This window comes from Curvivirga sp. (genome assembly GCF_965219885.1).
Taxonomy (GTDB): Bacteria; Pseudomonadota; Alphaproteobacteria; order UBA8366; family Aestuariispiraceae; genus Curvivirga.
On record NZ_CBDCOT010000008.1, the window covers coordinates 416,562 to 441,809 of the forward strand.

Consider the following 25,248-nt stretch of genomic DNA (forward strand, 5'->3'; position numbering starts at 1 on the left):
TACAAGCCAAGACCCCTTTCCTAAAATTTATATTTAACTATTTCATTCCCCTGAATTATTCTCTGCGCTATGCTGATAGCAAAGGATTACTATCATGCTTGATACCGAAAATACTGATCAGTTCGAAGAAATTGCCCTAGAAGATCAAGCCCGCCTAGTTCTTGGTGGCTGTGAGGGTTGGCCTTTGGCACCTGTGATTGACTGGCTTATTTCAAAGGATTCCCGTTTCACTGACCCTGCAGAATTTCTCAAAGCGCTTTGTAATAGTCTTTTGAATGTGGGGGCACCACTTGATCGTATCCGACTATCGTTCAGGACAATCCATCCACAAGTCGCAGCTTTGTCCTATATCTGGGAAAGTAATCGAACTGAAATTGAAACCATGCAGATTGGGCATGGATTTAAAGATACAGAAGCTTTCAAAGGAAGCCCTGCGGATACCATGATGTCTACAGGTGAACCTGTGCGCTTTAAAATTGCAGATATAGATGTATCCAAGGAACATGAAGCTATCCAAGATGTTGCCGATACAGGTGCAACTGACTATCTAGGTCTACCTATGCTGACCAGTACTGGTGATGTTCATAATATGTTTATCAGCACCAATCGCGAAGCAGGCTTTACTGATTGCGATATTCAAAAATTGAAACGCTTGTCCCAGCATATTCAGGCAAAAGTTGAATTATTAGCCACACAACGTTTGGCTATCGCCTTGCTTGATACATATGTCGGAAAACGTACGGGGCAACGCGTCCTTGATGGTCAAATCAAGCGTGGTCAAGGAGAAGAAATTCAAGCGGCTCTTTGGTTTTCTGATTTACGTGATTTCACATTACTCACAGAAACCTTACCGCCGGAAGACTTGCTGGAACTTTTAAATGAATATTTTGAACTCGTTTACAATTCTGTGACTAAATATGGTGGTGAAGTTCTACGTTTTATCGGTGATGCTATGTTAATTGTCTTCACTGCGGAAAATTCCTCAACCGGATGTTTATACGGTGCGTCAGAAGGTGCTTTCAGTGCTTCTGAAATGGCCTATAAGGAACTTGAAGAAATCAATGCACGCCGAAAAGAAGAAGGCAAACCAGTTTTCAACTTTGGCGTAGGCTTACATGAAGGCACTGTTACCTATGGCAATGTAGGTGCACCAGATCGACTTGATTTCACAGTTATGGGTCCCGCTGTGAATCGAACAGCACGACTTGAAAGTAAGACAAAGGAACTAGGTCGTCGTCGTCTAATGTCGCGTGAATTTGCAGAAAAATTATCTAAACCTATCGAATCCTTAGGTTTCTTTAACCTTAAGGGAATTGGTGAAAAACAAGAGATTTGCGCCGTTGCGCGTTAGTTTCCACTTTTCGTTGAAACTGTTTCATAGAAATTTAATGCGATCCGCCTATTGTCTATAGGCGGATTTCCTTTTTATATTAGCATCATAACAATAATAAAAAGAAAGATTATACTTATGGAACATAAACCAGAAAACTTTATGGATAACCCCTGTGCTTTTGACGATCCCGTTAAAGCAGTCGATCGTCTTGTCGAAATTTACGAAGATGGCAAACAGCTTCTTCAAAAGCATTTTGATCGTTTTGTTGCAGGCAAAGAAGACCTAGAACGTGCAGATGCGCGTTATCCCTATCTATGGATCAATATTCCCAGTCTCGCGAATAAAGAGAAATCTGCACTTGCCTATGGTACCGTGCCAAATACAGGCTCTTTCGGTACAACGATCACTAACCCACAACTGTATAGAAGCTATCTGCAAGAACAAATTGCCTTACTTATTCAAAATCACGGCGGCCCTGTTTGGGTCGGGATTTCAGATCGGCAAATTCCACTTACCTTTGCACTTGAAAGTTTAACAGCGGATTTGCGTCAGGAACAAATTCCACAAATGTTGGAAAAGTTCCACATGCCTGATTTGGCAAAGATTGATGATGATATTCCCAATGGAACATTTCGCGCGGAAAACGGTAAGCCTTATCCACTTTCTCTTTTTGGTGCCGAACGAGTGGACTATTCTTTGTCACGCCTTGCGCACTATTCCGGCACCTCACCACATCACTTTCAACGCTTTGTGCTATTTACCAACTATCAGCGCTATGTCGATGAATTCATTGAATATGGCATGCGGGAAGTTACAGAAGGCGATACATTCCGTGCCTTTGTACAACCAGGAAATTGCGTCACCAACAATCCAAATTTATTGGATGAAGAATCCTATGGTGAAGTGGCTACCAAAATGCCACAAATGCCTGCCTACCACTTAGTCAAAGATGGTCATATGGGCGTCACGCTTGTGAATATAGGTGTGGGCCCTTCCAATGCAAAAACAATCACAGATCATATCGCGGTTTTACGTCCTCATTGTTGGATCATGGTGGGACATTGTGGTGGCCTAAGACAAACACAACAATTAGGGGACTATGTTCTTGCCCATGCTTATGCTCGACTAGATCATGTGCTGGATAACGACTTACCGCTTGAGGTTCCTGTCCCGGCGATTGCAGAAGTTCAGGTAGCTCTTACGAACGCTGTTAATCAGGTTACCGATTTATCAGGTACAGCAATGAAGCAACATGTGCGTACAGGCACTGTGGTTTCGACTGATGATCGAAACTGGGAATTGCGTTATGACGAATTGGCAACTTTCTTTAACCAATCTCGTGCGATTGCAGTTGATATGGAATCCGCCACGATTTCAGCTAATGGTTTCCGTCTACGGGTACCTTATGGGACCTTGTTATGTGTTTCAGACAAACCATTACACGGTGAAATCAAATTGCCGGGTATGGCGAATGCTTTTTATGCGGAACGCGTTAGTCAACATCTGGAGATTTGCCTAAAAGCTTTAGATGATATGCGTGACGGTGTCACCCATGAGGCGTTACATTCACGGAAATTGCGAAGTTTCGACGAGCCACCATTTAGATAAGTATAAAAAAGGGTAATTTGAAATTTCGAATTACCCTTTTTTGTTGAGGCAAAAATTTCCTTACAATCTTGGTACAACTCTTGCTTAGCTTTTCGTACTAATTTTACGTATGGGAAGATAAAATGGATATCCAAAGCCCTTCATTAGCAATTTTGCTTTCAAATGGTTCCTCCAATCCGCTATTTGGAGCAATGCAAAACAAGCCGGTTGTTCCTGCAAAAGCAACGCATACTTCCATGGCAGCAAAGCAGATGGAGGAACGGCAGGAACTTGAAAGTCGCCATGGCATCGACCGTAAGATGGAGGCTTTTAAAACAGCCGCTGCGAATGCAAAAACGTTAGAAGAGGCTTTGGCAGACCCTACAATTCACAAAGCGTTAACTGACGTATATGAAATTAAAATTCTTTCCGCTAATGCAAATCGCTTTGCTGATGTTGCTGCATCCGATCCGGAAAAACCCGGATCAGCAGTATTACAAAGTGGTGATCGTGGCCTTATAAAACTTGCACAAGATCTATCAAAATCCAGCGATGGTTTAGCATTCCTGCAAGACCCGGAATACCAACAATCAATCAAAGATATTTTGGTTTCTATCGAATTTGAGGAAAAGGCCGCTACATCTAATCCAGCAGCAGGTAATGCTTTTTATTTTGAACGTCAATCTCTCACTATTGAGAGCGGTATGGATATTCTTGCAAGTGCTCGTATTCGTGACGTTGTGTACGGTGCTCTTAAAATCCCAAATAGTATGAAGTCACGACCAATTGCTGAACAACAAGCGGCCCTTGATGCCAAACTCAATTATGACGATTTTCAAGATGCAGGTTATGTACGTGATCTGGCTACCAAATATTTGGACAATACAGATATTGCAAGTCCAATCCAAAAACCAAACGCCATGTCTATTCTCTATGGCGGAGGATCAGGAACCGGTGCAATCTTTAATTTGCTTTCTTAAACATAAAAAAGGCGGGATCAACTCCCGCCCTTTCTTTTTAAGTAAATTTATTATTTCTAGGGAAACCCGGTGGCGGCATACGACCAGCTTGTGCACGCTTGCCGAACCATTCTGTTAAATCAGTCACGGTGCGAGTTCGTTCACCAGATGCCCAGGTCAAACCATCTTCCATTTTAAAGACTTTCAGATCAGCAATACCACCATCTCTATATTTCTGGAGGATCACACCCTTGCCACGCCCCATTTCCGGCATATCAGCCACTGGGAAGACCAGAAGCTTACGGTTTTGTCCGATTACAGCTACATGATCTCCATGCACAGGCACACAAAGTTTGGCTTCAACATTACCACCAACATTTAGGACCTGCTTACCATTACGGGTTTGCGCAATCACATCTTTTTCATTCACAACAAAACCACGACCATCATCGCTTGCGACAAGAAGCTTACGGCTTTCGTTGTAGATCAACAATTGAACGATGTCGTCCTCGTTACCGAGATCAACCATCAAACGTAACGGCTCGCCATGACCACGACCACCAGGCAGCTTATCTGCACCCAAGGTGTAGAAACGTCCATTTGTTGCGAAAACCAACAACTTGTCAGTTGTTTGCGCGTGGATAGCAAAGCGTGGCCCGTCACCTTCTTTATACTTAATATCACTAAAGTCGGTGAGATGACCTTTCATGCCACGCACCCACCCTTTTTGTGAACACACAACGGTGATAGGCTCTTTTTCAATCAAGGCATCAAGTGGTACTACAACCGCACTTGGGGCATCCCCAATGTCTGTACGGCGCATACCAAGTTCAGTTTTCTCACCATATGTCTTACGGATTTCAGAAATTTCTGCCGCAACGGATTTCCAACGAAGGCTTTCATCCGCTAACAACTCTTTCAAGCCATTCAATTCAGATGTGAGTTTCTCATGCTCATTACGGATTTCCATTTCTTCCAATTTACGCAAGCTGCGCAAACGCATATTCAAAATGGATTCTGCTTGAAGTTCAGTTAGATTAAACGCTTTGATCAACTCTTTTTTAGCTTCATCTTCTTCCCGGATGATGCGGATCACTTCATCCAAGTTCAGATAACAGATCAAATATCCTTCAAGGATTTCAAGACGACGTTCGATCTGTTCTTTACGGAAAGTCGAACGGCGGATCAAAACATCATGACGGTGATCAAGGAAGGCTTGTAAGGCTTCACGAAGGTTCATAACCTTCGGTACTTTTCCGTTTTCAGCCAACACATTCAAGTTTAGCGAAACGCGGCTTTCCAGATCTGTTTGACGGTATAATGATTCCATCAACATATCTGGTTCGACATTACGAGATTTCGGTTCCAGCACAATACGGATATCTTCCGCAGATTCATCGCGAATATCATCAAGGATCGCGATTTTCTTGCTGTTAATCAATTCAGCAATTTTTTCAATCAATTTTGCTTTTTGAACTTGATAGGGAATTTCCGTAACAACCAATTGCCATGTGCCAGCTTTCAGTTTTTCAACTTCATATTTCGCACGAACACGAAAGCTACCTTTACCAGTTGCATAAGCTTCCTGAATGGTTTCACGGGATTCACACAAAATACCGCCAGTTGGGAAATCCGGTCCCTTCACCATATCAATTAATTTATCAAAACCCGCATTGGGGAATTTGATTAGATGCAACAACGCTTCACATAATTCTGCAACGTTATGTGGTGGAATACTGGTCGCCATACCAACAGCGATACCTGTTGCGCCATTGGCCAATAGATTTGGAAACGCTGCAGGTAAAACAACGGGTTCAGAGCCTTCGCCATCATATGTGGAACGAAAATCAACTGCATCTTCATCAATGCCCTGTAACAACGCTTGGGCGACGGCTGTCATACGTGCCTCAGTATAACGCATCGCAGCGGCGTTATCACCATCAACGTTACCAAAGTTACCTTGTCCATCAACAAGGGGATAGCGTACTGCAAATTCCTGCGCTAATCGAACCATCGCGTCATAAATTGCGGCATCACCATGTGGGTGATATTTACCCATCACATCCCCGACAATACGTGCGCATTTCTTGAAGCCTGATTCGGGGTTCAATTTCAGTTCACGCATGGCATGAAGTAAGCGACGGTGCACTGGTTTTAACCCATCACGTACATCCGGCAGAGAACGCGAGGTGATAGTAGACATAGCATAAGCAAGATATCGCTCACTTAATGCATCTGCCAATGGGGTTACACGAATTTCTGCCGCTGCAGTCGTTTCTTCAGACATAGAATTCCATTTATCCTATTTATTGATGAATACCAGATATTGTATAGAGGCCGCCAAGAGGACGTCAATATCTACCCTATAGATTCCTGTGTGAATCAGAAATTATTCTGTGGATAACATTTCACATGCGATTTTCAACAACCTTTGGCGTGTATCGGGCATCTCTTTATTGCGGACGGCAAACATATGCCGATCAAAGAAATACCATGTGAGTCGCAACGCCTGATGATAAGACACATCATTCATTTCCCCTTTCCCGATTAGGAATTGAGGTAATGGTAATAATTTATCCTTATAAGGTTCCCCTGCCTCACGGCTAACAGCACGCCCGGATTTTGGAGAGACAAAATGAAGATCATCCAACTGCCCCGTTGCGGCACATTCTGAAAAGTTCAATCCAAATCCAAGCTCCGATAACAGCGCAACCTCCCATTTCACGTAAATTAAGGGCCAATTATCATGATCAAGAGCTACAGCTAGAGACGCCAAAGTATCAAATAATTCAGGATGAGGTTCCCGTTCTGGAAAGCCAAACTCTACCATAGTACATGCGGTGGATAGAGCCGCCAATTTCCCAGGGTCAGTAATGAGATGAGCAGCATTGCTCTCAAGTAATTCGACCTGAAAATTACCCAAATGTTCTTCCAAACGTCCGCGCCAGACCACCGATAGCTTATTACCAGCCTGAAGAGCTCCACGATTTTTCTTTGAAAATGCCCCGCGGACGAGGCCAGAATGGCGCCCGCGTTCACGTGTAAAAAGGCTGAGAATTACCGAATTCTCACCATGCTTTCTTGTCCCAAGGACGATTGCGTCATCTCTCCACTCCATATGAAACTATTTAAGCGATTCAAAGATACTTGACCAGTCTATCCATTCAAGATTAACCCTGTGCCGACAACAACCAGTAAAGCACCACCCCACGCTGCCATACTTGGGAATTCTTTGGTCTTTAACCAAATCAAAGGTAACATCAATACAGGCGATGTTGCAGCCAATGTCGCAACTACCCCGCTATCTCCATGTTGTAGAGCAACCATCAAAAATGTCATACCTAAGCCCATTCCCAATGTGCCGCTTAGCAATACATATCCAGCTAGTTTTTTAGAGAGAGGTGTTTGCGCTCTAAATTGTTTCATTGGAGTAAGTAACATCAGTGATAATGCCAAAGCCGAAACTGCGACACGAATTGCAGACGCTGCCACCGGATCCACACCAGAATCCATGACAGGTTTTGAAATTATAATACCTACCGCCTGACAAGTAGCCGCCCAAATACCGAATACGATACCGATCGCCAGACTACCTTTTACTTCTTCCCAATGATGTTGCTGAGATTTCTTTTTACCAAAGATAATCGCCAACACGACCCCTGCCATTACTGCAGCGCATCCCAAGAAAATTGACAGTGTTAATTCTTCACCTAAAATTGCCAGACCCAAGACAGTGGTAATGGGGGCATTCATTGCAAAAAGAATCGCTGTACGGCGCGGTCCCATTCGACGCATCGTTGCAAATAAAGCTGTATCGCCAAGAAAAATACCAATTAAACCACTTATGATCAGTTCAATCATATAGGTTTGGCTTAAACTTTCCCAAACGCCCATAACGCTACCGGCGGCAAATAACATAATGGAAACAAAGATCATCCGATAACGGGTAAAGGCTGGCGCCCCCAATGCAGTTGCAGGATAAACAGACACCAAACTACCAACCGCCCAACATGAAGCAGCTGCCAAAGACATAACAATTGCAAAAACCATCAACCAACCCCGCGTTGTTTTAGCTTGTGATTATAATTTCACGTTATTTTTCTGTAAGACCATGAGTTCAAAAAACAAGCAAGGAACAAATTATCTCAACAGTTATTCCTAAATTAGCTCTATACAGATGAAAAATTATGGTTTTAAGTATTTCAACATACTAAAAAAATATATATAACCTCTGACGTTACATATAGAATTAAAATATTTCGCAATTTGAATGCATAAAAACGCGGGAAGGAAATGCGGGATGCAAGAATATAGCAGTGATTTTGAAAATCGTGTTTTAGACGATGATGAGATCGAAGAACTACCGGAGCGTTCTAAAAAACAAGCTATGAAACGTGGCGTTATGATGCGCTGTCCATGTTGCGGTGAAGGTAAAATTTATCGCAAATATCTTAAAATTGTAGATCGTTGCGGTAAATGCGACGAAGAACTAGGTCATATTCGTACAGATGATTTTGCACCTTGGGCAACAATTTTGATCCTTGGCCATTTACTTGCGCCATTTATTATTGATGTGGAACGCAATATCGCCCCCCCACTTTGGGTGAGCTTGTCTATTTTCTTACCAATCATTGTTGTTGCAACACTCGTAATGTTACCGCCAATCAAAGGTGCTTGCCTTGGTTTGATGTGGGCATTGCGCATGCGTGGCGACGAACAACACTAAAACGCTACGACGTTCCCATAATTTTCTGAGCAGCTGGAGATAGCTCTATTTTGAGCGGAAAACTCCAGCTGTTTTCGTTCCAGCCATAACGATCTGTATAAGTATCAGTTACGTCGATTTCCAAACAATTAGCACGTTCCTCCAACGCCTTACGATAATTACGTTTTGTAATTTCATAAAGAACACTAAAGTTTAGCGGCCAATAATCGCCAACCGTAATCGTCCATGCGTGAACCACATAAGGCTTACCCGCAGAAAGTGGAATGGAATTTTTGACAAGATAAAGTTCTAAAGCCAATCTTTCACCTTCAGACATAAGCCCTAAAGGTGAACTATGTGTCATCGCTCCCCTCCACATTGATGCCAAGTTTCATCATCCGTTCAGCCAGATCAGATAACTTCACTTCTACATCTTTTTCCCATTCTTCAGCAGCGACTTTAACCTTCACACCATCAACTTCGGAATCCACCAAAGGCGCAGGGTTAAAGATTGCATCAAGATGTTTGCCATAGGCAGTGTTCTCAATATTTGCCAGGGAAAAGCTACTATTTTGCGAGTTAACACCATAGGTGTTAAGCACCTCACTAAGATTAGTCAGGCCGTTCGTAGCATTTGTGGAATTGGATTGAACATTAAAATTGGAACTTTGTTTTTGTTCCCCATAACGGTCTAAGAAGCGTTGCAATTGCTGCCGCTGTCCTGCCGTTATCTCACCGGATATTTTGCTAACCATAATAAATTACGCCTTCTGGCGTCTCTCTCAATTTTCTCTCTCAGGCTTTCTGCCTGTGATAAGTATAGCAAAAATCGTTTTAAGAGTCATCAAACAAAAAAGGCAACCAAAACTGGTTGCCTTTTCATACAAAGATTTAAAATCTTATGCAGTGCGTTGGATCAAGTGATAGCCAAAAGCTGTTTCAACAACATCGCTTAGACCACCTACTTCCATATTAAACGCAGCTTCTTCGAATTCAGGAACCATTTGACCACGACCAAATGTACCTAAAGAACCACCAGATTGACCTGATGGGCAATCAGAAAATTCTTGCGCCAAAGCTGCGAATTCTTCGCCACCTTCGATACGTGTTTTTAAATCGTTGATTAATGCGATTGCTTCGTCTTGAGAACGAGAAGCTGTGGAACGCATGGAACCAGCATACATCAATAAAATATGGGAAGCAGCAACTTGCATCTTATTATCCTTAATATGTTCAGATTTAAACTGAGGCGCACCCTATCATAAATGCAGGTTCAAACAACTCCTGTTCTATGTTTTTAACCAATTAATTTATGCTATCCAATAAGTCTTGAATATAGGTTTCAATACGATCGGCTGGCACAATTGCCGCACGGATCAATCGATCAAAATGCTGACTGATTGCCTTGATATGATCCACAGAATTCACGACCAGATACATGTTCCCTAAATAGACCGCAGCCCGTAAAGGTCCGAATAATGTGTAAGGTGAAGAATAGATATCTTGTTGATCATAGATAAACATTCGGAAGGTTGGATAAAATTCATCTAACTGCTTAATCATAGATTCCAGTTGTTTACGGCGAATAGAGGCATCCAACCCCTTCCATATCCCTTCTCCATGGGCAAATAGTTCCAATGTTTGTTTAGGGATACAGACTTCCACATCTGTTTCTAATCGTGGAGTGCCTGATAGCAACTGTCTTGCCTCGTGATCTTGAGCTTCACGGAAATCGAGGCTATGGGCGCGAAACTCAAATTCGCTCACATCTTCTATGCGCAAAATATCCGGGATCGTACATGGCACATATCGAATTTTATACCCAACCGCTTCACGGTGCCATTCTGCAATTTTTTCCTGTGCTTCTGCGCCACTTAGGTGAAGAGCTTCGGTCGACGGGACAATATCACCATCTAATCCATCCGCAGCAATTAGTCCCATCAACCAATCAAGAGAAACACCACATGAAATCGCAATGGCACAGAGTGTCTCTGCCCGCGGTAAACGAGTAGAATCAGGGGCCAAAAACTGACTTAGGGCCGACCGATCGATGCCAATTGACTTCGAAAACTGACTAAGATTAAAACCACGTTGGGCAATCAACATCGCCATGCGATCGCGAAAAACATGCGCAACATCCCGTTTATCAGCAGAATAATCATTAGATTGATGTGAATTCACAACAAATATTACCTTTATAACAAATTTATAAGTTCATATCGAATTATAATATTAATGTTTGAATTGTATGATTGTCCACAAAAACCTTTTTGTCCTATCACTATAGCACAGGGTTAAGACGCTTCCTTGCGTCTTGGGGAAAAGGCCCTAACCGCCTTCCATAAAGGCTTGCCTTACTTGGGTTTCGTATATTTTAACACTGGGGGTTATAACAGTGCTATTGAAAGAGTTTGCAGAAATGCGGACGCTCCTATTGCTGGGCGTTTGTTATGCGACAGTCGCATATTTGGTAATCAATCCGATGGCTTATCCATTATGGATTTGCGTGCTGATTTTGATTCCCTTCATTACTTTGCATTCATCCCTACAACATGAATTCCTGCATGGTCATCCCTTTAGATCACAATTATTGAATGATCTATTAGTTGTTGTTTCACTTGGTGTTTTCATCCCCTATTTCCGTTTTAAGGAAACCCATTTGAAACATCATGATAACAGTATTGTTTCGGACCCTATTGAAGATCCTGAAAGTTGGTATCTGTTAGAAGAAGATTGGAATAAAATCAGTAAGTTCCAACAAAAACTTCTTACCTTAAACAATACCTTATTTGGGCGTATCTTGTTTGGACCGGCCTTAAGTTTAACCAAGTTTACCCTATGCGAACTTATTCATGGTGATCGTCGTATTCGTCTCACATGGCTTATTCATACCCTTCTTATGACAGGTTATTTATGGGTATTATCTGTATACGCATCCATGCCAATTTGGGCCTATCTGATTTGTTGTTATTTTGGCTTATCCTTACTTGGAATTCGTACTTTCCTTGAACATCAGGCGCATGAGAATATCACAGCACGTACAGTTATCATTGAACGTAAAGGTTTCTTTAGCTTCTTATTCTTAAACAATAACTTCCACTCTGTTCATCACGGATACCCTAATGTTGCCTGGTATCGAATCCCTGCTCTTTTTGAAAGAAACCGGGATCGTTTCCTTGGCAAAAACAATAGTTACTATTTCGAAAGCTATAGTGAGATTTTCGTAAAATACTTCTTTAAAGCGAAAGAGCCTGTTATTTATCCTATTAAGCGAAAATTATAAGAGAAAGTATCTACATGGCATCTCTTGCAATTCTGCCAATGTATGACTGGCCCGAAGTCCGACCATATACTGACAGATATTATATGAACTTAAAAGAAGCCATATCTAGAGCAGGCTTTACTGTACCAGATGGTCTTCTTCATGATCAGGATGATTTAAAAGCTATTTGGCGATCATCTGATCTTATAATCGGGCAAACTTGCGGACTACCCTTTATGCGTTTTTTACAAGGTGATGTCGCACATCTTGGATCACCTATATATAATAATGACTGTACCGCTGGTTTTTATAATAGTGTCATCATTGCCCGTGATACATATGAACTTGATGAATTATATAAAATGAAATTTGGCTGCAATGGATTTGACTCTCAATCCGGTTACGCCTGCTTACAAAATCATTTTGTAAAACACGGATATAGTTATCTAGATCCCAAAGAAATCACGATCACAGGAAGCCATCGTAATTCAGTTAATGCTGTTTATTCTGGCGAAATCGATTATGCCGTGATCGATAACGTGTCTTGGAAATTGGCGCTTAATCATGAACCAGCTGCTAGCAAAGTCAAAATTGTCGGACATACTCAAGAACGTGCCTCTTTACCTTATATTTCTTCATTAAAGAATAAGAAGCGATTAGATGCATTAGTCGGCGCCATTCAGCTCGGCATCCAGACTTTGGATCAAGACATCAAGGACAACCTATTTATCGAAGGCTTTCTTGCAAATACCGAAAATCATTATCAGATCATCAAAAACGATTATCAGGACATAATAGAAGCCTTAAATATAGAAAAATCGGATGGAGAAAAATAAATGACTGAAAGATCCAGACGAACAGGGCGAAAAAGACAAACAGGATCAAACCGCATTTCAAAAAAAATCAACCAACTCCCATGGAAACAATTTAAAAATCCATATGCTCTAATGCAGGTGGTTTCCGAAGATCAAATCGCGTCGATCCATAATGCAGCCTTGGAAATTTTGGAAGATATTGGCATCGATATTCTACATGAAGAAGCCAAGGAAATCTTGAAAAGGGCTGGCGCACGTATCGTTGACGGAAATGATAGAGTTAAAATTGATCGTGAAATTATAGAAAAAGCCATAAAGACTGCACCTGCAGAATATACTCTACACGCAAGAAATCCTGCACATAATTTAGAAGTTACCAATGGGTCTATTGCTATTGGGTCGGTCGCCTCGGCCCCCAATGCTAGTGATCTGGAAAAAGGACGTCGCTCGGGTAACCATGAAGACTATCAAAACTTTCTAAAACTTTGTCAGTCCCTTAACATTATTCAGTTTGTGGCCGGCTATCCAGTCGAACCCGTGGATTTACCATCGCGCACACGCCACTTAAATTGTATCGCCGATATGGCAACGCTCACTGACAAGTTTTATCACGCCTATTCCTTGGGACAGGAACGTATCACCGACGCCTTGGAGATCACCCGCCTAGCACATGGTTGCGAAACCTGGGATGAGTTCGATCAAAAAATCCGCTTATTCACCATCATAAACACCTCTTCGCCCCTTCGTATTGACGGTGTTATGGTTGATGGTGCTTTTGAAATGGCACGACATAATCAATTATGTATTATCACACCATTCACTCTGTCCGGCGCTATGGCTCCAGTAACAATCGCAGGTGCACTTGCCCAACAACATGCTGAAGCTTTAGCTGGTATTGCCCTTTTACAATTATTCAATCCCGGCACACCTGTTGCCTATGGTGGCTTCACCTCAAATGTGGACATGAAATCCGGGGCACCAGCCTTTGGTACACCAGAAAATACACAAGCTGCCATGATTGGCGGGCAGTTGGCACGCTATATCAACATTCCTTACAGATCATCAAACGCGAATGCATCCAACGCCGTTGATGCACAAGCAACCTATGAAAGCCAGATGTCGATCTGGGGTGCGATGATGGGACATGCAAATTTTATCATGCATGGATGTGGCTGGATTGAGGGAGGTTTATCAGCCTCATTTGAGAAAGTGATTTTGGATGCTGAAATGATGCAAATGATGTCAAAGTTCATGCAACCGCCTGAAATCACAACTGATAGCCTTGCCATTGAAGCTATAAAAGATGTTGGACCAGGTGGTCATTTCTTTGGCACACAACATACCATAGATCGATATGAAACCGCCTTTTATTCACCCATGCTTTCCGATTGGAATAATTTCGAAACATGGACTGAAAATGGGGGCAAGACCGCTACCGAACGCGCCCATCATATCTATAAACAATTTCTGACTGAATATACTGCGCCAACGCTTGAACAAAGCCAGCATGACGCAATCAATGAATTTGTCGCCCGTCGAATTTCCGAAGGCGGCGTAACAGGCGATTTTTAAAAGGGAAAATTAAGAATGAAATCTCATACCAAAGTAGCCGTAATTGGCGGCGGTGTTGTCGGTTGCTCCGTCCTTTACCATCTCACCAAATTAGGTTGGACAGATATCATGTTGATTGAACGGTCTGAATTAACTTCAGGCTCTACATGGCATGCGGCAGGTGGTTTCCATACGTTAAATGCCGATACAAATATGGCTGCGTTACAGGGCTATACCATTCGCCTGTATAAGGAATTGGAAGAAATTACCGGACTAAGTTGCGGCCTCCACCATGTGGGTGGTGTTACTTTGGCGACCACCCCGGAACGAATGGATTATCTAAAAGCGGAACGCGCTAAACATCGTTATATGGGTTTGGATACAGAAATCGTAGGCCCTGAAGAAATCAAAAAATTATCCCCTATTACAAATGTAGAAGGCGTAATCGGAGCACTATATGATCCGCTTGATGGTCATCTAGATCCATCTGGTACAACGCATGCCTATGCGAAAGCTGCCCGAATGGCTGGTGCTGAAATTGTGCTTCGTAATCCGGTTAAGGAGCTTAATCAACGTCCAGATAACTCTTGGGAAGTGGTAACCGAACAAGGTACTATTATAGCTGAGCATATCGTCAATGCAGGTGGATTATGGGCCCGTGAAGTTGGCTATATGGCGGGCGTTTACTTGCCCTTACATCCAATGGAACATCAATATCTGATCACCGAAGAAACACCAGAAGTTGCCGACCTTGGATATGAGTTACCCCATGTTATGGATCCAGAAGGCGAAAGTTACCTACGTCAGGAAGGCAAAGGCATTTGTATCGGTTTTTATGAGCAGGATTGTGACCCATGGGCCGAACGTGGAACCCCATGGGATTTTGGACATGAATTGTTAAATGATAATTTGGACCGTATCGGCGATGCCTTGGAATTCGCATTTAGACGCTTCCCTGTTCTGGAACGTGCAGGGATTAAAAAGGTGATCAATGGCCCCTTCACTTTTGCCCCTGATGGCAATCCGCTAGTCGGTCCTGTCCCGGGATTGAAAAATTATTGGTCAGCTTGTGGCGTTATGGCCGGTTTTTCTCAGGGAGGTGGTGTCGGCCTGACACTGGCAGAATGGATGGTATCTGGTGAACCACAACGTGATGTTTTCGCGATGGATGTGGCCCGTTTCGGGAACTGGATTACGCCTGGTTACACGCGTGCGAAAGTAAAAGAAAACTATCAACGTCGTTTCTCTGTTTCTTATCCAAATGAAGAATTACCAGCAGCACGTCCGCAACAAACCACACCTGCCTATGGTATCTGGAAAGAGCAACGCGCTGTATTCGGGGCTCAATATGGTATGGAAGTTGTCAATTATTTTGCGCCGGAAAATGAGCCACTGGAAGAAACACCAACTTTCCGCCGAAGCAATGCCTTTGCAGCTGCAGCAGCAGAATGTAAGGTTGTTCGTGAAGCTGTTGGCATTAACGAAATTCATAATTTCGGAAAATATACAGTTAAAGGCAAAGATGCCCGCAACTGGCTTGATTGGATTATGGCAGGTCGCATTCCTAAACCGGGTCGCCTATCCCTCACCCCAATGCTCAGCCCTGCTGGTAAGATTATTGGTGATCTGACAGTTTCCTGTCTCAATGACGAAGAATTCATGGTAACGGGTTCTTTCGGGATGCAAGCCTATACTATGCGTTGGTTTGAACAGCACTTGCCAGAAGATGGATCAGTAACTGTAGAGAATATCTCAACGCGCCGTATCGGTTTTCAAATCGCTGGTCCAAAATCAAGAGAGCTTCTTTCCCGTGTCGCTTTTGAAGATGTATCTGCCGATGCGTTCAAGTTTCTTGATGTCAAACAAATGGATGTTGGTACCTGTCATGCAATTATCCAACGCGTCACATATACGGGGGATTTAGGATACGAAATCTATGTGCCTGCAGAGGAACAAATCGCACTATATCATATCTTGGCAAAAGCAGGACAAGATTTAGGCCTGAAACCGTTTGGTATGCGTGCAATGATGAGTCTGCGTTTGGAAAAAAGCTTCGGCTCTTGGGGGCGCGAGTTCCGTCCAGATTATATGCCCGCAGAAACAGGCATGGATCGCTTTACACTTTATAAAAAAGAAGCCGATTTTATTGGTAAAGCAGCTGCCTTGAAGGAAAAGCAAGAAGGACCAAAGCGAAAACTATGCACCTTCATTGTTGATAGCGATGATGCGGATGTTTGGGCGGATGAGCCTATCTGGCATGGTGACGAAGTCATTGGTTTCGTTACATCTGGTGGCTATGCTCATTATAGCCAAAAATCAGTTGCTTATGGTTTTGTACCCACAAAGCTTGCCAAAGAAGGTTTGGAAGTTGAAATAGAAATTCTAGGGCAGAAACGTAAAGCAACATTATTTACAGAAACCTTGTTTGATCCTAGCAATGAACGCCTGACAAATTAAGATTTCGGAATAAAGAAATAAAAAAAGGCTGGAATATTTTATTCCAGCCTTTTCTTTTTTGAAGTAACGGTCACTTATCCTTCGCGAATTTGTTGAAGGAAGCTTCTCATTTGTGCATCTAAGTGATCAGATTGCTCTTTCAGTTCTGTAGATGCCTGATTTACCTGATTAGCGGCTGCACCTGTGTTTTCGGCAGTATTTCGCATGCCCTCCACATTTGCAGATACTTCTGCAGTACCTGAAGCTGCCTGTTGTACACTATGTGAAATCTCACGTGTTGCCGCTTCTTGCTCTTCGACAGCAGCTGCAATTGTTGTTGCCACATCATGGATATTATTAATGGTTTCACCAATACCACCGATCGCTTTTACAGTATTTTTGGTTTCCCCTTGAATAGCCGTGATCTGTTGGACAATCTCATCCGTCGCATTTGCTGTTTGGTTGGCAAGAGATTTCACCTCATTCGCCACAACCGCAAAGCCTTTACCTGCATCACCAGCTCGGGCAGCCTCAATTGTCGCATTCAAAGCCAATAGATTTGTTTGATCAGCAATATCATTAATCAAACCAACGACTTCACCGATACGATCAGCTGCTTCTGCCAATACTTTCACCATATCATTGGTTTTATCAACTTCTTCAACCGCACTGCTTGCAACGGTTGCAGAACGTGCAACTTGTTGAGAAATTTCATTAATAGATGCAGATAACTCTTCCGTAGAAGCCGCAACGGTTTGTACATTTACTGATGCTTCTTCAGCGGCGCTTGCCACAGCAACCGTCTGGTCTTGTGATGTTTGGACAGCAGAATTCATATCATTAGCCGCACCAGAAAGATGATTAGAAGACGTTGTTACAGCTTGGACAATTTGCCCAACAGAAGATTCAAAATCATCTGCCATACTTAACTGCGCTTGGCGACGTTCAGCTTCGGTACGTTTTTCAGCTTCAACACGCTCAGCTTCCAAATCACGCATGCGTTTTGCATTTTCTTTAAATTGTTCAAGCGCGTTGCTCACCTGACCAATTTCATCCTGACGATCCGCACCTGTGATTTCAACGTTATAATCCCCTTCTTCAAGAGCAGTAATAACATTAACAGTGGAGGCCATAGGACGCTTAATCACAACATTACCAATGATCATTAAGACTATTGAAACAACAATCACGAGGATAATTCCGCCAATGATCATAACGTTACGTTGTTGATCCGCGGCTTCTGTTACCTTTGATGCTGGTACATTCACAACCACGGACCATGGTGTATCCGTACGTGAAATATTCACGGGAATAAACAAATGGTAAAAATCGCCTTCAGCAACAGTTAACTTTTCACCTCTTTGAATAGAAGGAAGAGCATCCTTATAGAAATCATCAATTTCTTCAACCGACTTACCAAATAGTTCTGCGTTTTGATTTGCGACCCATAACCCCTTATTGGAAATCAAATCTACGCTACCACCTTCAAATGGTTCAAGCTTACCAATACGTTCTGACATCGCATTCACAGTCATGTCCACACCAGCAACACCAATAGATTTTCCGTTCTCATCCAAAATCGGCACAGTGAAAGATGGCAATAAAACATCAACACCTTCGATATCGTATAATACAGGATCAACGACAGCAGGTTTCTTAGATGTATAAGGTTGATTAAAGTAATTATTCCCCGGGTCACTTGTGTCTAAAATATCATTCAGACCTGTCAATTGATAAGGAACGATACCGTTACCAAAATTATAATAGTAACCAGCATAACGACCTTGTGCATCATTTTGGCCACCAACGTCTACATAATCCGCGTCTTTACCATCTAAGGAATCGTTAAGGAAACCTGTCCAAGCCCCTGCAAGATAAGGGAATTCAATCATGGTTTGATTGAGAACATTATTATACGCGTCACGACCTTCTGGTTTGGATTGACGAATCCCTCTAAAGCTACTGGCGATAGAGCTGGCAGCTAGCATCGCACGATCTAGGTCACGGGCTATTTGTTCCGCGTGATATTGACCAACTGCTTCGGCTTCAGACAAAGTTAGTTCAGAAATGGTTGTCGTACTTGATCGAGTCTGTAGGGCAATACCTATAATCAAACATGTAGAGACAAGTAAGGCACTAAATAATGTCAATTTAGCGCTAAGTGAAAGTCGATTTAGCATTCTGCATCCCCTATTAATTTACTTAGCCGTCCAATAATACAGCCTGACCAAGTATTCAATTAGATAGCATAAATGTAACAGAATGGTGATAGAAAAACTATAAATATTTGATAATGTTTCAAAAAATCATTTAAAATACAAAACCTTAAGTTGTATTTTTTTAAAATATAGAGATATAAACTGACATATTTTCACCGATTAAAACCTTACTCTCCTCAAAATAGAATTCTTCAAAATTACGCTATTATAGCACTTGATTTATTTATCAGTTCGTCTTATATGGCCCATACGCAATTAATAATCATTCTTAATTAACCCTAATTATTTATCGGCACGAGGGGCTAATCTCATGAAAATCGCCGCGAAGTTATCAATCTTTTCTACCGTTATACTCTTTCTGGCTACCCTATGTGTAGGAGGTGTATCCATTCTTACCTTGAAAAATGAGCTTGATCACGCAGCGATTGAGCAACAAGCACAATCTCTGCGTACTGCAGCATTAGGTATGAAAATGCATTATCCCACCCTAACATATCAAATCAATCACGATGGTATGGTGAGAAATCTGAAGATCGCCGAACTACCTGAATTTGATAATAATAAGATGATTGATAGCATTACCGAGGCAACCGGTGACACTGCGACCATCTTTGCATGGGATGAAGAAACGCAAGACTTTTGGCGTAAAACCACCAACATCATCAAAGATAACGGTAAACGGGCCGTTGGTACGCCACTTGGTCAGAATGGGCGTGTATATCCAATCGTTACAAAAGGACAAACTTATTTAGGCGAAGCAACTATTCTGGGGAAAGATTACTTCACAGAATATAGCCCAATTAAAAATAATAGCGGCAAAGTTATCGGCATTCTCTATGTGGGGATTGAAAAACAAAAATCCGACAAATTTTTCTATAGCATTGCAACAAATATCGTCATCACTGCTATTATTGTTCTTGTAATCTTCTTGGCTGCCACCCTTATAATTTCAAACAAAAGTATCGTCCCAATTAAACGATTAACTATTGCAATGCGTGAACTCGCGGCAGGTAAACTTGATCAAATGGTTGAAGGTACCGAACGTGATGACGAGGTTGGCGATATGGCTAATGCGGTTCAAATCTTCAAAGAAAATGCTATTGAACGTCAGCGCCTGCGCGCGGAACAACGACAAGAGCAAGAAAAACAACTACAACGTGCTCAGCAAGTAACTCAACTCACATCTGACTTTGATACCGAAGTAAATGTGATGTTGGCGAATGTCTCAAACGCGGTTGAAACATTGCAATCAGCTTCTCTTGCTCTCAATGATAATGCGGCAACTGCTAGTATGCAGGCTGCTAACGTATCTGCAGCGACACATCAATCCGCACAGAATGTCGAATCTGTATCTGCCGCAAGTGAAGAGTTTTCCGCATCTATTCGGGAAATCACAAACCAAGTTCAACAAACAACTAACCTGCTTGCTGAATCCGTAGAGAAAACTGAAACAGCCTCTGCGAAAATCGAAATTTTATCTGAAGCCTCAGATCGTATCAGCGAAGTTGTAGGCTTAATTAGCGATATCTCTGATCAAACTAATCTTCTGGCATTAAATGCAACAATTGAGGCCGCACGTGCAGGTGACGCGGGTAAAGGCTTTGCCGTGGTTGCAAATGAAGTAAAATCACTTGCTGCTCAAACCAGTAAGGCAACCGAAGAAATCGGCAGCCAGATCAGCAATATCCAATCGGAAATGGGAGGCGCAGTAACTGCAATCCGCGAAATTTCGGAGATTATTGAGAATATTAACCATATGTCTTCTACTGTTGCGGCGTCCATTGAAGAGCAAAGTGCAACTATTGAAGAAATCAGTAGAAATGTAGCACAGGCAGCGGATGGCACTCAGGAAGTTGCGCGCAACATTACCCATGTGACCACGGCTGCAAATGATACAGGAAATCGGGCTCAAGCTGTTTCTGGATCGGCTGACAGTCTTGCGGATATCTCAAATAATCTCAAAGGATATGTGCAACAATTCCTATCTGACGTCAGACTAAAGAATTAAGCTAAATAAGGTCTTCAGCCCCCTCTTCTCTTAAAGAGGGGGTTTTCTTTATTCAATTGCAAGTTAAGATATTCTCTATCTTTATTTAAAGAGGCGTTAAAACATGACAGCCCACATGAAATATCTTTCGACAGTTATTCTTTTGTTGATTTTGTCAGCTTGCACAACACCTAATCGCGATTTCACCGCCGCAGCTCCACATAATTACGCAAAAGCGCAAATCCCTGACCTACCTAAGATCCGCTATTGGGGAGATGATGTCGCACCTTATATGCATGAAGCTGTCGATAAGCTTAAAATGATTGTGCAAACATACCCACATACAAAAGAGCATATTGATATTCTGGCCTTATCCGGTGGTGGTGAAGATGGTGCTTATGGTGCGGGCTTCCTGAAAGGATGGACAGAAAGCGGAGATCGGCCAGTCTTTGCAATGGTAACAGGCATTTCCACAGGCGCAATTATCGCCCCCTTTGCTTTTCTTGGATCTGAATATGATGATCGTCTTGAAGAATTTTATACTAAAACTACCGATGAAAAAATCTTTGACTTCACATTGCTGAAAGCATTGTTTGGTGGTTCCTCTCTTAGCGATAATCAACCTCTTGTTGATATCATTGAACGGGAAATTACAGATGAAATCGTTGAAGCAATTGCACAAGAAAGCCGCAAAGGCCGATTTTTACAAATAGGCACGACTAACCTAGACGCACAGCGCCCAATGATTTGGGATATAGGGCGCATAGCGGAATCAGGTCACCCAAAAGCAACTCAGCTTATCCGGGATATCATCACCGCGTCTGCAGCAATACCAGGCGTTTTCCCACCTGTCTTATTTGAAGTCGAAGTCGACGGAAAAAAGTTTCAAGAACTTCATGTGGATGGCGGTGTGACCCACCAAATCTTTGTTTATCCGCGTAAGTTAAATGTACGTGGATTAGAGGAATATATGAATGCATACCCAAAGAAAAACTTTTGGTTGATCCGAAACACAAAAATTGCCCCTGAATATAGTTCAACAGAAATGGATATCGCCTCTCTATCTGGACGGTCCATAAGTACCTTAATCAAATATCAGGGTTGGGGAGATTTAATCAGTATTGAAGATATTGCCCATAGAGATGGGTTTAACTTTAACCTTACAACTGTACCGGAAGGTTTTTCTGCCCCGATCAATGGTATTTTTGATCCTGCATATATGTCAGCTTTATTTGAAGTTGGCTATCAACAAGGTCGAAGTGGATATGCCTGGCAAACAAGCCTGACCGATGAGAAAAGTTTTAAAATATTAGAAGCTGAAGAAAAGAAAAATCGCCTCAATGAATAAATTCACAAAATCATTGTAATTTAATTTCTCATTCAAGTAATATTATTACGCAACAAAATTACCATTATTGTGAAAGTTCCATTTCTCAATAAAAATTAATAATAATTCCTCAAAAATGCATTGACGTATCTTATTAACAAGGTCAGTATCCCTGACATATTAATAAGAGGAATATACCATGTCTTGGGATGATAAGTTTTCCAAAGATGCAGGATCAATTGATGCATCTGAAATTCGTGAGTTATTAAAAATTCTGGCTGATCCGCAAATCCTGTCTTTTGCAGGTGGTATCCCGGATCCTGACTTATTTCCAATGGATAAAGTCCGTGCTTTTCGTGAACGTATGGCAGATGCACCAAACCAAGATCGAAAGTTAATGCAATATTCCCAAACTGAAGGTTATGAACCTTTACGTCTTTGGGTTGCTGAGAAAAATTCTACCGACATGCTTTCCCTTACTAAGAATAACGTCTTGGTGACTAATGGTGCACAACAATCCTTAAGCCTTCTTGCCGCAGCTATGATTGATGCAGATACGCCTATTGCAGTTGCAAACCCTACCTATCTAGGGGCTTTGCAAGTATTCGGCAGCCGACGTCCTGAATATTTTGCTGTGGAAACGGATGAACATGGCTTGATTGTAGATGCTGTTGAGGATGCCTTTAAACAAGGCGCCAAATTTCTATATACCATTCCAGATTTCCAAAATCCGGGCGGCATGACAATTCCTCTGGACCGTCGTCAGAAAATCATCGAATTAGCACATCAATATGACGTGGCTATCATTGAAGATACTGCCTATCGAGAGTTATATTTTGATGCCCCTCCTCCGGCTTCCTTATTAGAAATCGAAGCTGAGTTCCTCGGTAAAGATCAATGGAATGAAAAGGGCTTGGTGATTCAACTTGGTACGGCCTCAAAAACATTGATGCCTGCCCTGCGTGTAGGATGGTCAATCGCACCAACTGCTTTATTGGATAAACTGGTTTTAATGAAACAAGCGAATGACCTTCATACATCTACGGTGAATCAGATTCTGGCATATGAACTAGCTGCTGAAATTATGGACACTCACCTAGAGAAATTACGTAATGTATATGGCCAACGTCGTACAGCAATGGTCGAGGCGCTTACACAAAACCTGCCAAATAGCGTAAACTTTACAGTTCCTAAAGGTGGTATGTTTGTTTGGCTCAATCTGCCAGAAGGCATGAATGCACGTAAGCTTCTTGAAAAATCCTTGGAAAGCGAAAAAATTGCCTTTGTCCCCGGCGCAGCTTTCCATGCCAATGGTGGTGGCGAAAACACCATGCGCCTCTCCTTCTCAACCTGTGCCCCTGAAGTCATACATGATGGCATGAAACGACTGGCCAATTTAATACGTTCAGAAATATAAAGAAAAAGAAAGGCGACTATTTAGTCGCCTTCTTATTAATATAATATACAGGGTAGTAATGCTATGTTGCGTGGGCGAGTTTCATCGCCGCCAACAGATGTTTCCGGGTAGTTATTATTTACAAAACCATTATGTCCCGGCCCTGGATGTCCACCGTTATCCGACACGCGAGATTCATTTAATCCATTCTGATGAGAATGACTTTTAAACTGATCTGGTTGAAAGCTTCCAAGTTCACGGTTCATATCAACACCGCGATCGACATCAAGGTTTCGAATAAATTCACCTCTAAAGTCACCAAGAGTAAAGGTCGACGTACCGTTCCCGGTTCCAAATTTACTCATAAGATTGACATCAGCATCCTTTGATGATTGCTCGACAAGCATACCACTTGATTGAGCGTGTATCCAAAGAGCAGGATAATCGACACGAGCAATTTCGGATCCATCAAGAATTAAGGCACCTTCAGGAGCAGCCTCTCCTGTAAAATAGAAAAAAGTACCTACAGGCATCCTTGCCTTAGCGATTGCCGTTTCAATAATTTGACCAATATCATTCAATGTACATGATGTACTCATATCACCTCACATGTTTATGTTATGTTCCAATATATTTATCTAGACTCTGACATCATTCAGGAAACCGATTTTAGTTAATCGGTGCGTCAAAATTTGAATGAGAGAAGAGATAATTTTCAAGTTCAATTCTCATTGAACTGATATCAATATACATTTATTTACTTAAATGTAAAGAACAAAATAAGAACAAATTATTTAGAAATAAAATCGATAAAATCTCTTATCCGTTGTGGTAATAATCTTCTTGATGGATACACCACAAACATCTCACGCGTTTCAGGTATCATCTGGCGAATAGATAGTTTCTTTAGATTTCCGGTAACCATATCATCAGGTAACAAGGAAACACCTAGTCCCTTTGATGTGGTCATTTGTATCATCTCAAGATCATCAAAACTATGAACAGTGCTCGGTGGATGAAATATGCCTTCACCTGAAATACGCCAACCGCTTCTATGGGCAATCGCTGGGAGGGCGAGAAACTGTTCACGGTCCAATTCCAAAGTTAACCCATATTCGTGAATCAAATCATCACTTGCACAAAAACTAAAAGATATAGGCCAAAGTTTCTTTGCAATAAGGTTTTCGTCAGCTAGAGGGCCAATTCGAAAAGCTAGATCAATGTTGTCGCGAACAAAATCCAGATACTGGTTAGATGAGATTAGCTCTATTTTAATCAAAGGATGTGCGACCATATACTTAAGGAGTTTTGGGGCAATAGTCACCCTTGCGGCCAAGGATGGAGCTGTCATGCGAATGTTTTGAGCTTGAGTGAGGTTAAGGCCGCCGCTCAGTTCCTCTAGTTCTTCAATAGGTGCCTGACAGCGGTCCAGCAACAAGCGTCCCTCTTCTGTAAGACGAACCTGTCGAGTTGTTCGCTCAAATAACTTATTTCCGAGTTGCTGTTCCAAATCTGCAATTCGACGGCTCATACGGCTCGGCGTGATGTTTAATTCTTCAGCCGCTTTGGAGAAGCTCTGGCATCGGGCAACAGTCATAAAAAGGGCAAGATCATTAAAAATCATTATTCTATTTTTGCAATAATTAATTATAAAAATAGCTATTATCACAT

The 25,248-nt window shown here is 42.1% G+C and carries 21 protein-coding genes; 11 read left to right on the plus strand and 10 right to left on the minus strand.

Features of this window, described 5'->3' with window-relative positions:
* The first annotated feature begins 94 nt into the window (after positions 1 to 94).
* The 3 genes from ACOQOA_RS04565 (at position 95) to ACOQOA_RS04575 (ending at position 3,900) form a co-directional block, all read left to right on the plus strand.
* Positions 95 to 1,351 carry an adenylate/guanylate cyclase domain-containing protein gene (locus ACOQOA_RS04565; protein WP_420547467.1) on the plus strand — a complete coding sequence of 419 codons (1,257 nt, stop codon included), beginning with the start codon at positions 95 to 97 and terminating at the stop codon, positions 1,349 to 1,351.
* 117 nt (positions 1,352 to 1,468) lie between these two features.
* Complete coding sequence (locus tag ACOQOA_RS04570; RefSeq protein WP_420547468.1) at positions 1,469 to 2,941, plus strand: AMP nucleosidase; 1,473 nt, start codon at positions 1,469 to 1,471, stop codon at positions 2,939 to 2,941.
* 122 nt (positions 2,942 to 3,063) lie between these two features.
* Positions 3,064 to 3,900, plus strand: coding sequence for a DUF1217 domain-containing protein (locus ACOQOA_RS04575; protein ID WP_420547469.1), 837 nt, complete (start codon positions 3,064 to 3,066; stop codon positions 3,898 to 3,900).
* Between the two features lie 37 nt (positions 3,901 to 3,937).
* Here the strand turns inward: ACOQOA_RS04575 and parC are convergent, their stop codons facing one another.
* From parC to ACOQOA_RS04590, 3 genes are all read right to left on the minus strand, one after another.
* Entirely contained in the window at positions 3,938 to 6,166 is a 2,229-nt protein-coding gene (gene parC / locus ACOQOA_RS04580) for a DNA topoisomerase IV subunit A (protein WP_420547470.1), read from the minus strand.
* A gap of 102 nt (positions 6,167 to 6,268) precedes the next feature.
* Entirely contained in the window at positions 6,269 to 6,997 is a 729-nt protein-coding gene (gene recO, locus ACOQOA_RS04585) for a DNA repair protein RecO (RefSeq protein WP_420547471.1), read from the minus strand.
* Between the two features lie 38 nt (positions 6,998 to 7,035).
* Positions 7,036 to 7,929: a DMT family transporter gene (locus ACOQOA_RS04590; protein ID WP_420547472.1), complete on the minus strand. Its 894-nt coding sequence runs from the start codon at positions 7,927 to 7,929 to the stop codon at positions 7,036 to 7,038.
* A 250-nt stretch (positions 7,930 to 8,179) separates the two neighbouring features.
* On the opposite strand from ACOQOA_RS04590, the gene ACOQOA_RS04595 reads away from it, so the two are divergent.
* Positions 8,180 to 8,605 carry a DUF983 domain-containing protein gene (locus ACOQOA_RS04595; RefSeq protein ID WP_218048791.1) on the plus strand — a complete coding sequence of 142 codons (426 nt, stop codon included), beginning with the start codon at positions 8,180 to 8,182 and terminating at the stop codon, positions 8,603 to 8,605.
* Between the two features lie 4 nt (positions 8,606 to 8,609).
* Here ACOQOA_RS04595 and ACOQOA_RS04600 read toward each other — a convergent pair whose 3' ends face one another.
* The 4 genes from ACOQOA_RS04600 to ACOQOA_RS04615 form a co-directional block, all read right to left on the minus strand.
* The gene (locus ACOQOA_RS04600) at positions 8,610 to 8,948 is read right to left on the minus strand and encodes a hypothetical protein (RefSeq protein WP_420547473.1); all 339 of its coding nucleotides are present in this window, start codon (positions 8,946 to 8,948) and stop codon (positions 8,610 to 8,612) included.
* Positions 8,938 to 9,339 (minus strand): hypothetical protein, encoded by a 402-nt coding sequence (locus ACOQOA_RS04605; RefSeq protein ID WP_420547474.1) that lies wholly within the window; start codon positions 9,337 to 9,339, stop codon positions 8,938 to 8,940. Before ACOQOA_RS04605 ends, ACOQOA_RS04600 begins: the two co-directional genes overlap by 11 nt.
* A 144-nt stretch (positions 9,340 to 9,483) precedes the next feature.
* The gene (locus ACOQOA_RS04610) at positions 9,484 to 9,813 is read right to left on the minus strand and encodes a peptidylprolyl isomerase (RefSeq protein ID WP_420547652.1); all 330 of its coding nucleotides are present in this window, start codon (positions 9,811 to 9,813) and stop codon (positions 9,484 to 9,486) included.
* A 76-nt stretch (positions 9,814 to 9,889) separates the two neighbouring features.
* The gene (locus ACOQOA_RS04615) at positions 9,890 to 10,765 is read right to left on the minus strand and encodes a helix-turn-helix domain-containing protein (protein ID WP_420547475.1); all 876 of its coding nucleotides are present in this window, start codon (positions 10,763 to 10,765) and stop codon (positions 9,890 to 9,892) included.
* A 238-nt stretch (positions 10,766 to 11,003) separates the two neighbouring features.
* Here ACOQOA_RS04615 and ACOQOA_RS04620 point away from each other — a divergent pair, with 238 nt between their 5' ends.
* The 4 genes from ACOQOA_RS04620 to ACOQOA_RS04635 are packed head-to-tail and all read left to right on the plus strand — an operon-like array spanning position 11,004 to position 16,669.
* Entirely contained in the window at positions 11,004 to 11,867 is an 864-nt protein-coding gene (locus ACOQOA_RS04620) for a fatty acid desaturase (protein ID WP_420547476.1), read from the plus strand.
* A gap of 14 nt (positions 11,868 to 11,881) precedes the next feature.
* Entirely contained in the window at positions 11,882 to 12,682 is an 801-nt protein-coding gene (locus ACOQOA_RS04625) for a phosphate/phosphite/phosphonate ABC transporter substrate-binding protein (RefSeq protein WP_420547477.1), read from the plus strand.
* On the plus strand, positions 12,683 to 14,233 hold the full coding sequence (locus tag ACOQOA_RS04630; RefSeq protein WP_420547478.1) for a trimethylamine methyltransferase family protein: 1,551 nt from the start codon (positions 12,683 to 12,685) through the stop codon (positions 14,231 to 14,233). It begins immediately after the preceding gene.
* A gap of 15 nt (positions 14,234 to 14,248) precedes the next feature.
* Complete coding sequence (locus ACOQOA_RS04635) at positions 14,249 to 16,669, plus strand: GcvT family protein (RefSeq protein ID WP_420547479.1); 2,421 nt, start codon at positions 14,249 to 14,251, stop codon at positions 16,667 to 16,669.
* Positions 16,670 to 16,743: 74 nt separating this feature from the next.
* Here the strand turns inward: ACOQOA_RS04635 and ACOQOA_RS04640 are convergent, their stop codons facing one another.
* Positions 16,744 to 18,828, minus strand: coding sequence for a methyl-accepting chemotaxis protein (locus ACOQOA_RS04640; RefSeq protein WP_420547480.1), 2,085 nt, complete (start codon positions 18,826 to 18,828; stop codon positions 16,744 to 16,746).
* Between the two features lie 349 nt (positions 18,829 to 19,177).
* Here ACOQOA_RS04640 and ACOQOA_RS04645 point away from each other — a divergent pair, with 349 nt between their 5' ends.
* The 3 genes from ACOQOA_RS04645 to ACOQOA_RS04655 all read left to right on the plus strand — a co-directional run bounded on the left by ACOQOA_RS04645 (position 19,178) and on the right by ACOQOA_RS04655 (position 23,598).
* Positions 19,178 to 20,875: a methyl-accepting chemotaxis protein gene (locus ACOQOA_RS04645; RefSeq protein WP_420547481.1), complete on the plus strand. Its 1,698-nt coding sequence runs from the start codon at positions 19,178 to 19,180 to the stop codon at positions 20,873 to 20,875.
* Positions 20,876 to 20,978: 103 nt separating this feature from the next.
* Entirely contained in the window at positions 20,979 to 22,202 is a 1,224-nt protein-coding gene (locus ACOQOA_RS04650; RefSeq protein WP_420547482.1) for a patatin-like phospholipase family protein, read from the plus strand.
* A gap of 178 nt (positions 22,203 to 22,380) precedes the next feature.
* Positions 22,381 to 23,598, plus strand: coding sequence for a PLP-dependent aminotransferase family protein (locus ACOQOA_RS04655; protein WP_420547483.1), 1,218 nt, complete (start codon positions 22,381 to 22,383; stop codon positions 23,596 to 23,598).
* A 35-nt stretch (positions 23,599 to 23,633) separates the two neighbouring features.
* On the opposite strand, the gene ACOQOA_RS04660 is transcribed toward ACOQOA_RS04655, so the two are convergent.
* Complete coding sequence (locus tag ACOQOA_RS04660) at positions 23,634 to 24,176, minus strand: phage tail protein (RefSeq protein WP_420547484.1); 543 nt, start codon at positions 24,174 to 24,176, stop codon at positions 23,634 to 23,636.
* Positions 24,177 to 24,367: 191 nt separating this feature from the next.
* A complete protein-coding gene (locus ACOQOA_RS04665; protein ID WP_420547485.1) occupies positions 24,368 to 25,201 on the minus strand; it encodes a LysR family transcriptional regulator in 834 nt (277 codons plus the stop codon).
* Between the last annotated feature and the right edge of the window lie 47 nt (positions 25,202 to 25,248).

Coding starts and splice junctions, on each gene's coding strand:
- ACOQOA_RS04605 (WP_420547474.1), bottom strand. CDS start 9,339: ATGGTTAGCAAAATATCCGGTGAGATAACGGCAGGACAGCGGCAGCAA.
- ACOQOA_RS04635 (WP_420547479.1), top strand. CDS start 14,249: ATGAAATCTCATACCAAAGTAGCCGTAATTGGCGGCGGTGTTGTCGGT.
- ACOQOA_RS04575 (WP_420547469.1), top strand. CDS start 3,064: ATGGATATCCAAAGCCCTTCATTAGCAATTTTGCTTTCAAATGGTTCC.
- ACOQOA_RS04630 (WP_420547478.1), top strand. CDS start 12,683: ATGACTGAAAGATCCAGACGAACAGGGCGAAAAAGACAAACAGGATCA.
- ACOQOA_RS04590 (WP_420547472.1), bottom strand. CDS start 7,929: ATGGTTTTTGCAATTGTTATGTCTTTGGCAGCTGCTTCATGTTGGGCG.
- ACOQOA_RS04625 (WP_420547477.1), top strand. CDS start 11,882: ATGGCATCTCTTGCAATTCTGCCAATGTATGACTGGCCCGAAGTCCGA.
- ACOQOA_RS04565 (WP_420547467.1), top strand. CDS start 95: ATGCTTGATACCGAAAATACTGATCAGTTCGAAGAAATTGCCCTAGAA.
- recO (WP_420547471.1), bottom strand. CDS start 6,997: ATGGAGTGGAGAGATGACGCAATCGTCCTTGGGACAAGAAAGCATGGT.
- ACOQOA_RS04640 (WP_420547480.1), bottom strand. CDS start 18,828: ATGCTAAATCGACTTTCACTTAGCGCTAAATTGACATTATTTAGTGCC.
- ACOQOA_RS04620 (WP_420547476.1), top strand. CDS start 11,004: ATGCGGACGCTCCTATTGCTGGGCGTTTGTTATGCGACAGTCGCATAT.
- ACOQOA_RS04595 (WP_218048791.1), top strand. CDS start 8,180: ATGCAAGAATATAGCAGTGATTTTGAAAATCGTGTTTTAGACGATGAT.
- ACOQOA_RS04645 (WP_420547481.1), top strand. CDS start 19,178: ATGAAAATCGCCGCGAAGTTATCAATCTTTTCTACCGTTATACTCTTT.
- ACOQOA_RS04570 (WP_420547468.1), top strand. CDS start 1,469: ATGGAACATAAACCAGAAAACTTTATGGATAACCCCTGTGCTTTTGAC.
- parC (WP_420547470.1), bottom strand. CDS start 6,166: ATGTCTGAAGAAACGACTGCAGCGGCAGAAATTCGTGTAACCCCATTG.
- ACOQOA_RS04655 (WP_420547483.1), top strand. CDS start 22,381: ATGTCTTGGGATGATAAGTTTTCCAAAGATGCAGGATCAATTGATGCA.
- ACOQOA_RS04660 (WP_420547484.1), bottom strand. CDS start 24,176: ATGAGTACATCATGTACATTGAATGATATTGGTCAAATTATTGAAACG.
- ACOQOA_RS04665 (WP_420547485.1), bottom strand. CDS start 25,201: ATGATTTTTAATGATCTTGCCCTTTTTATGACTGTTGCCCGATGCCAG.
- ACOQOA_RS04650 (WP_420547482.1), top strand. CDS start 20,979: ATGACAGCCCACATGAAATATCTTTCGACAGTTATTCTTTTGTTGATT.
- ACOQOA_RS04600 (WP_420547473.1), bottom strand. CDS start 8,948: ATGACACATAGTTCACCTTTAGGGCTTATGTCTGAAGGTGAAAGATTG.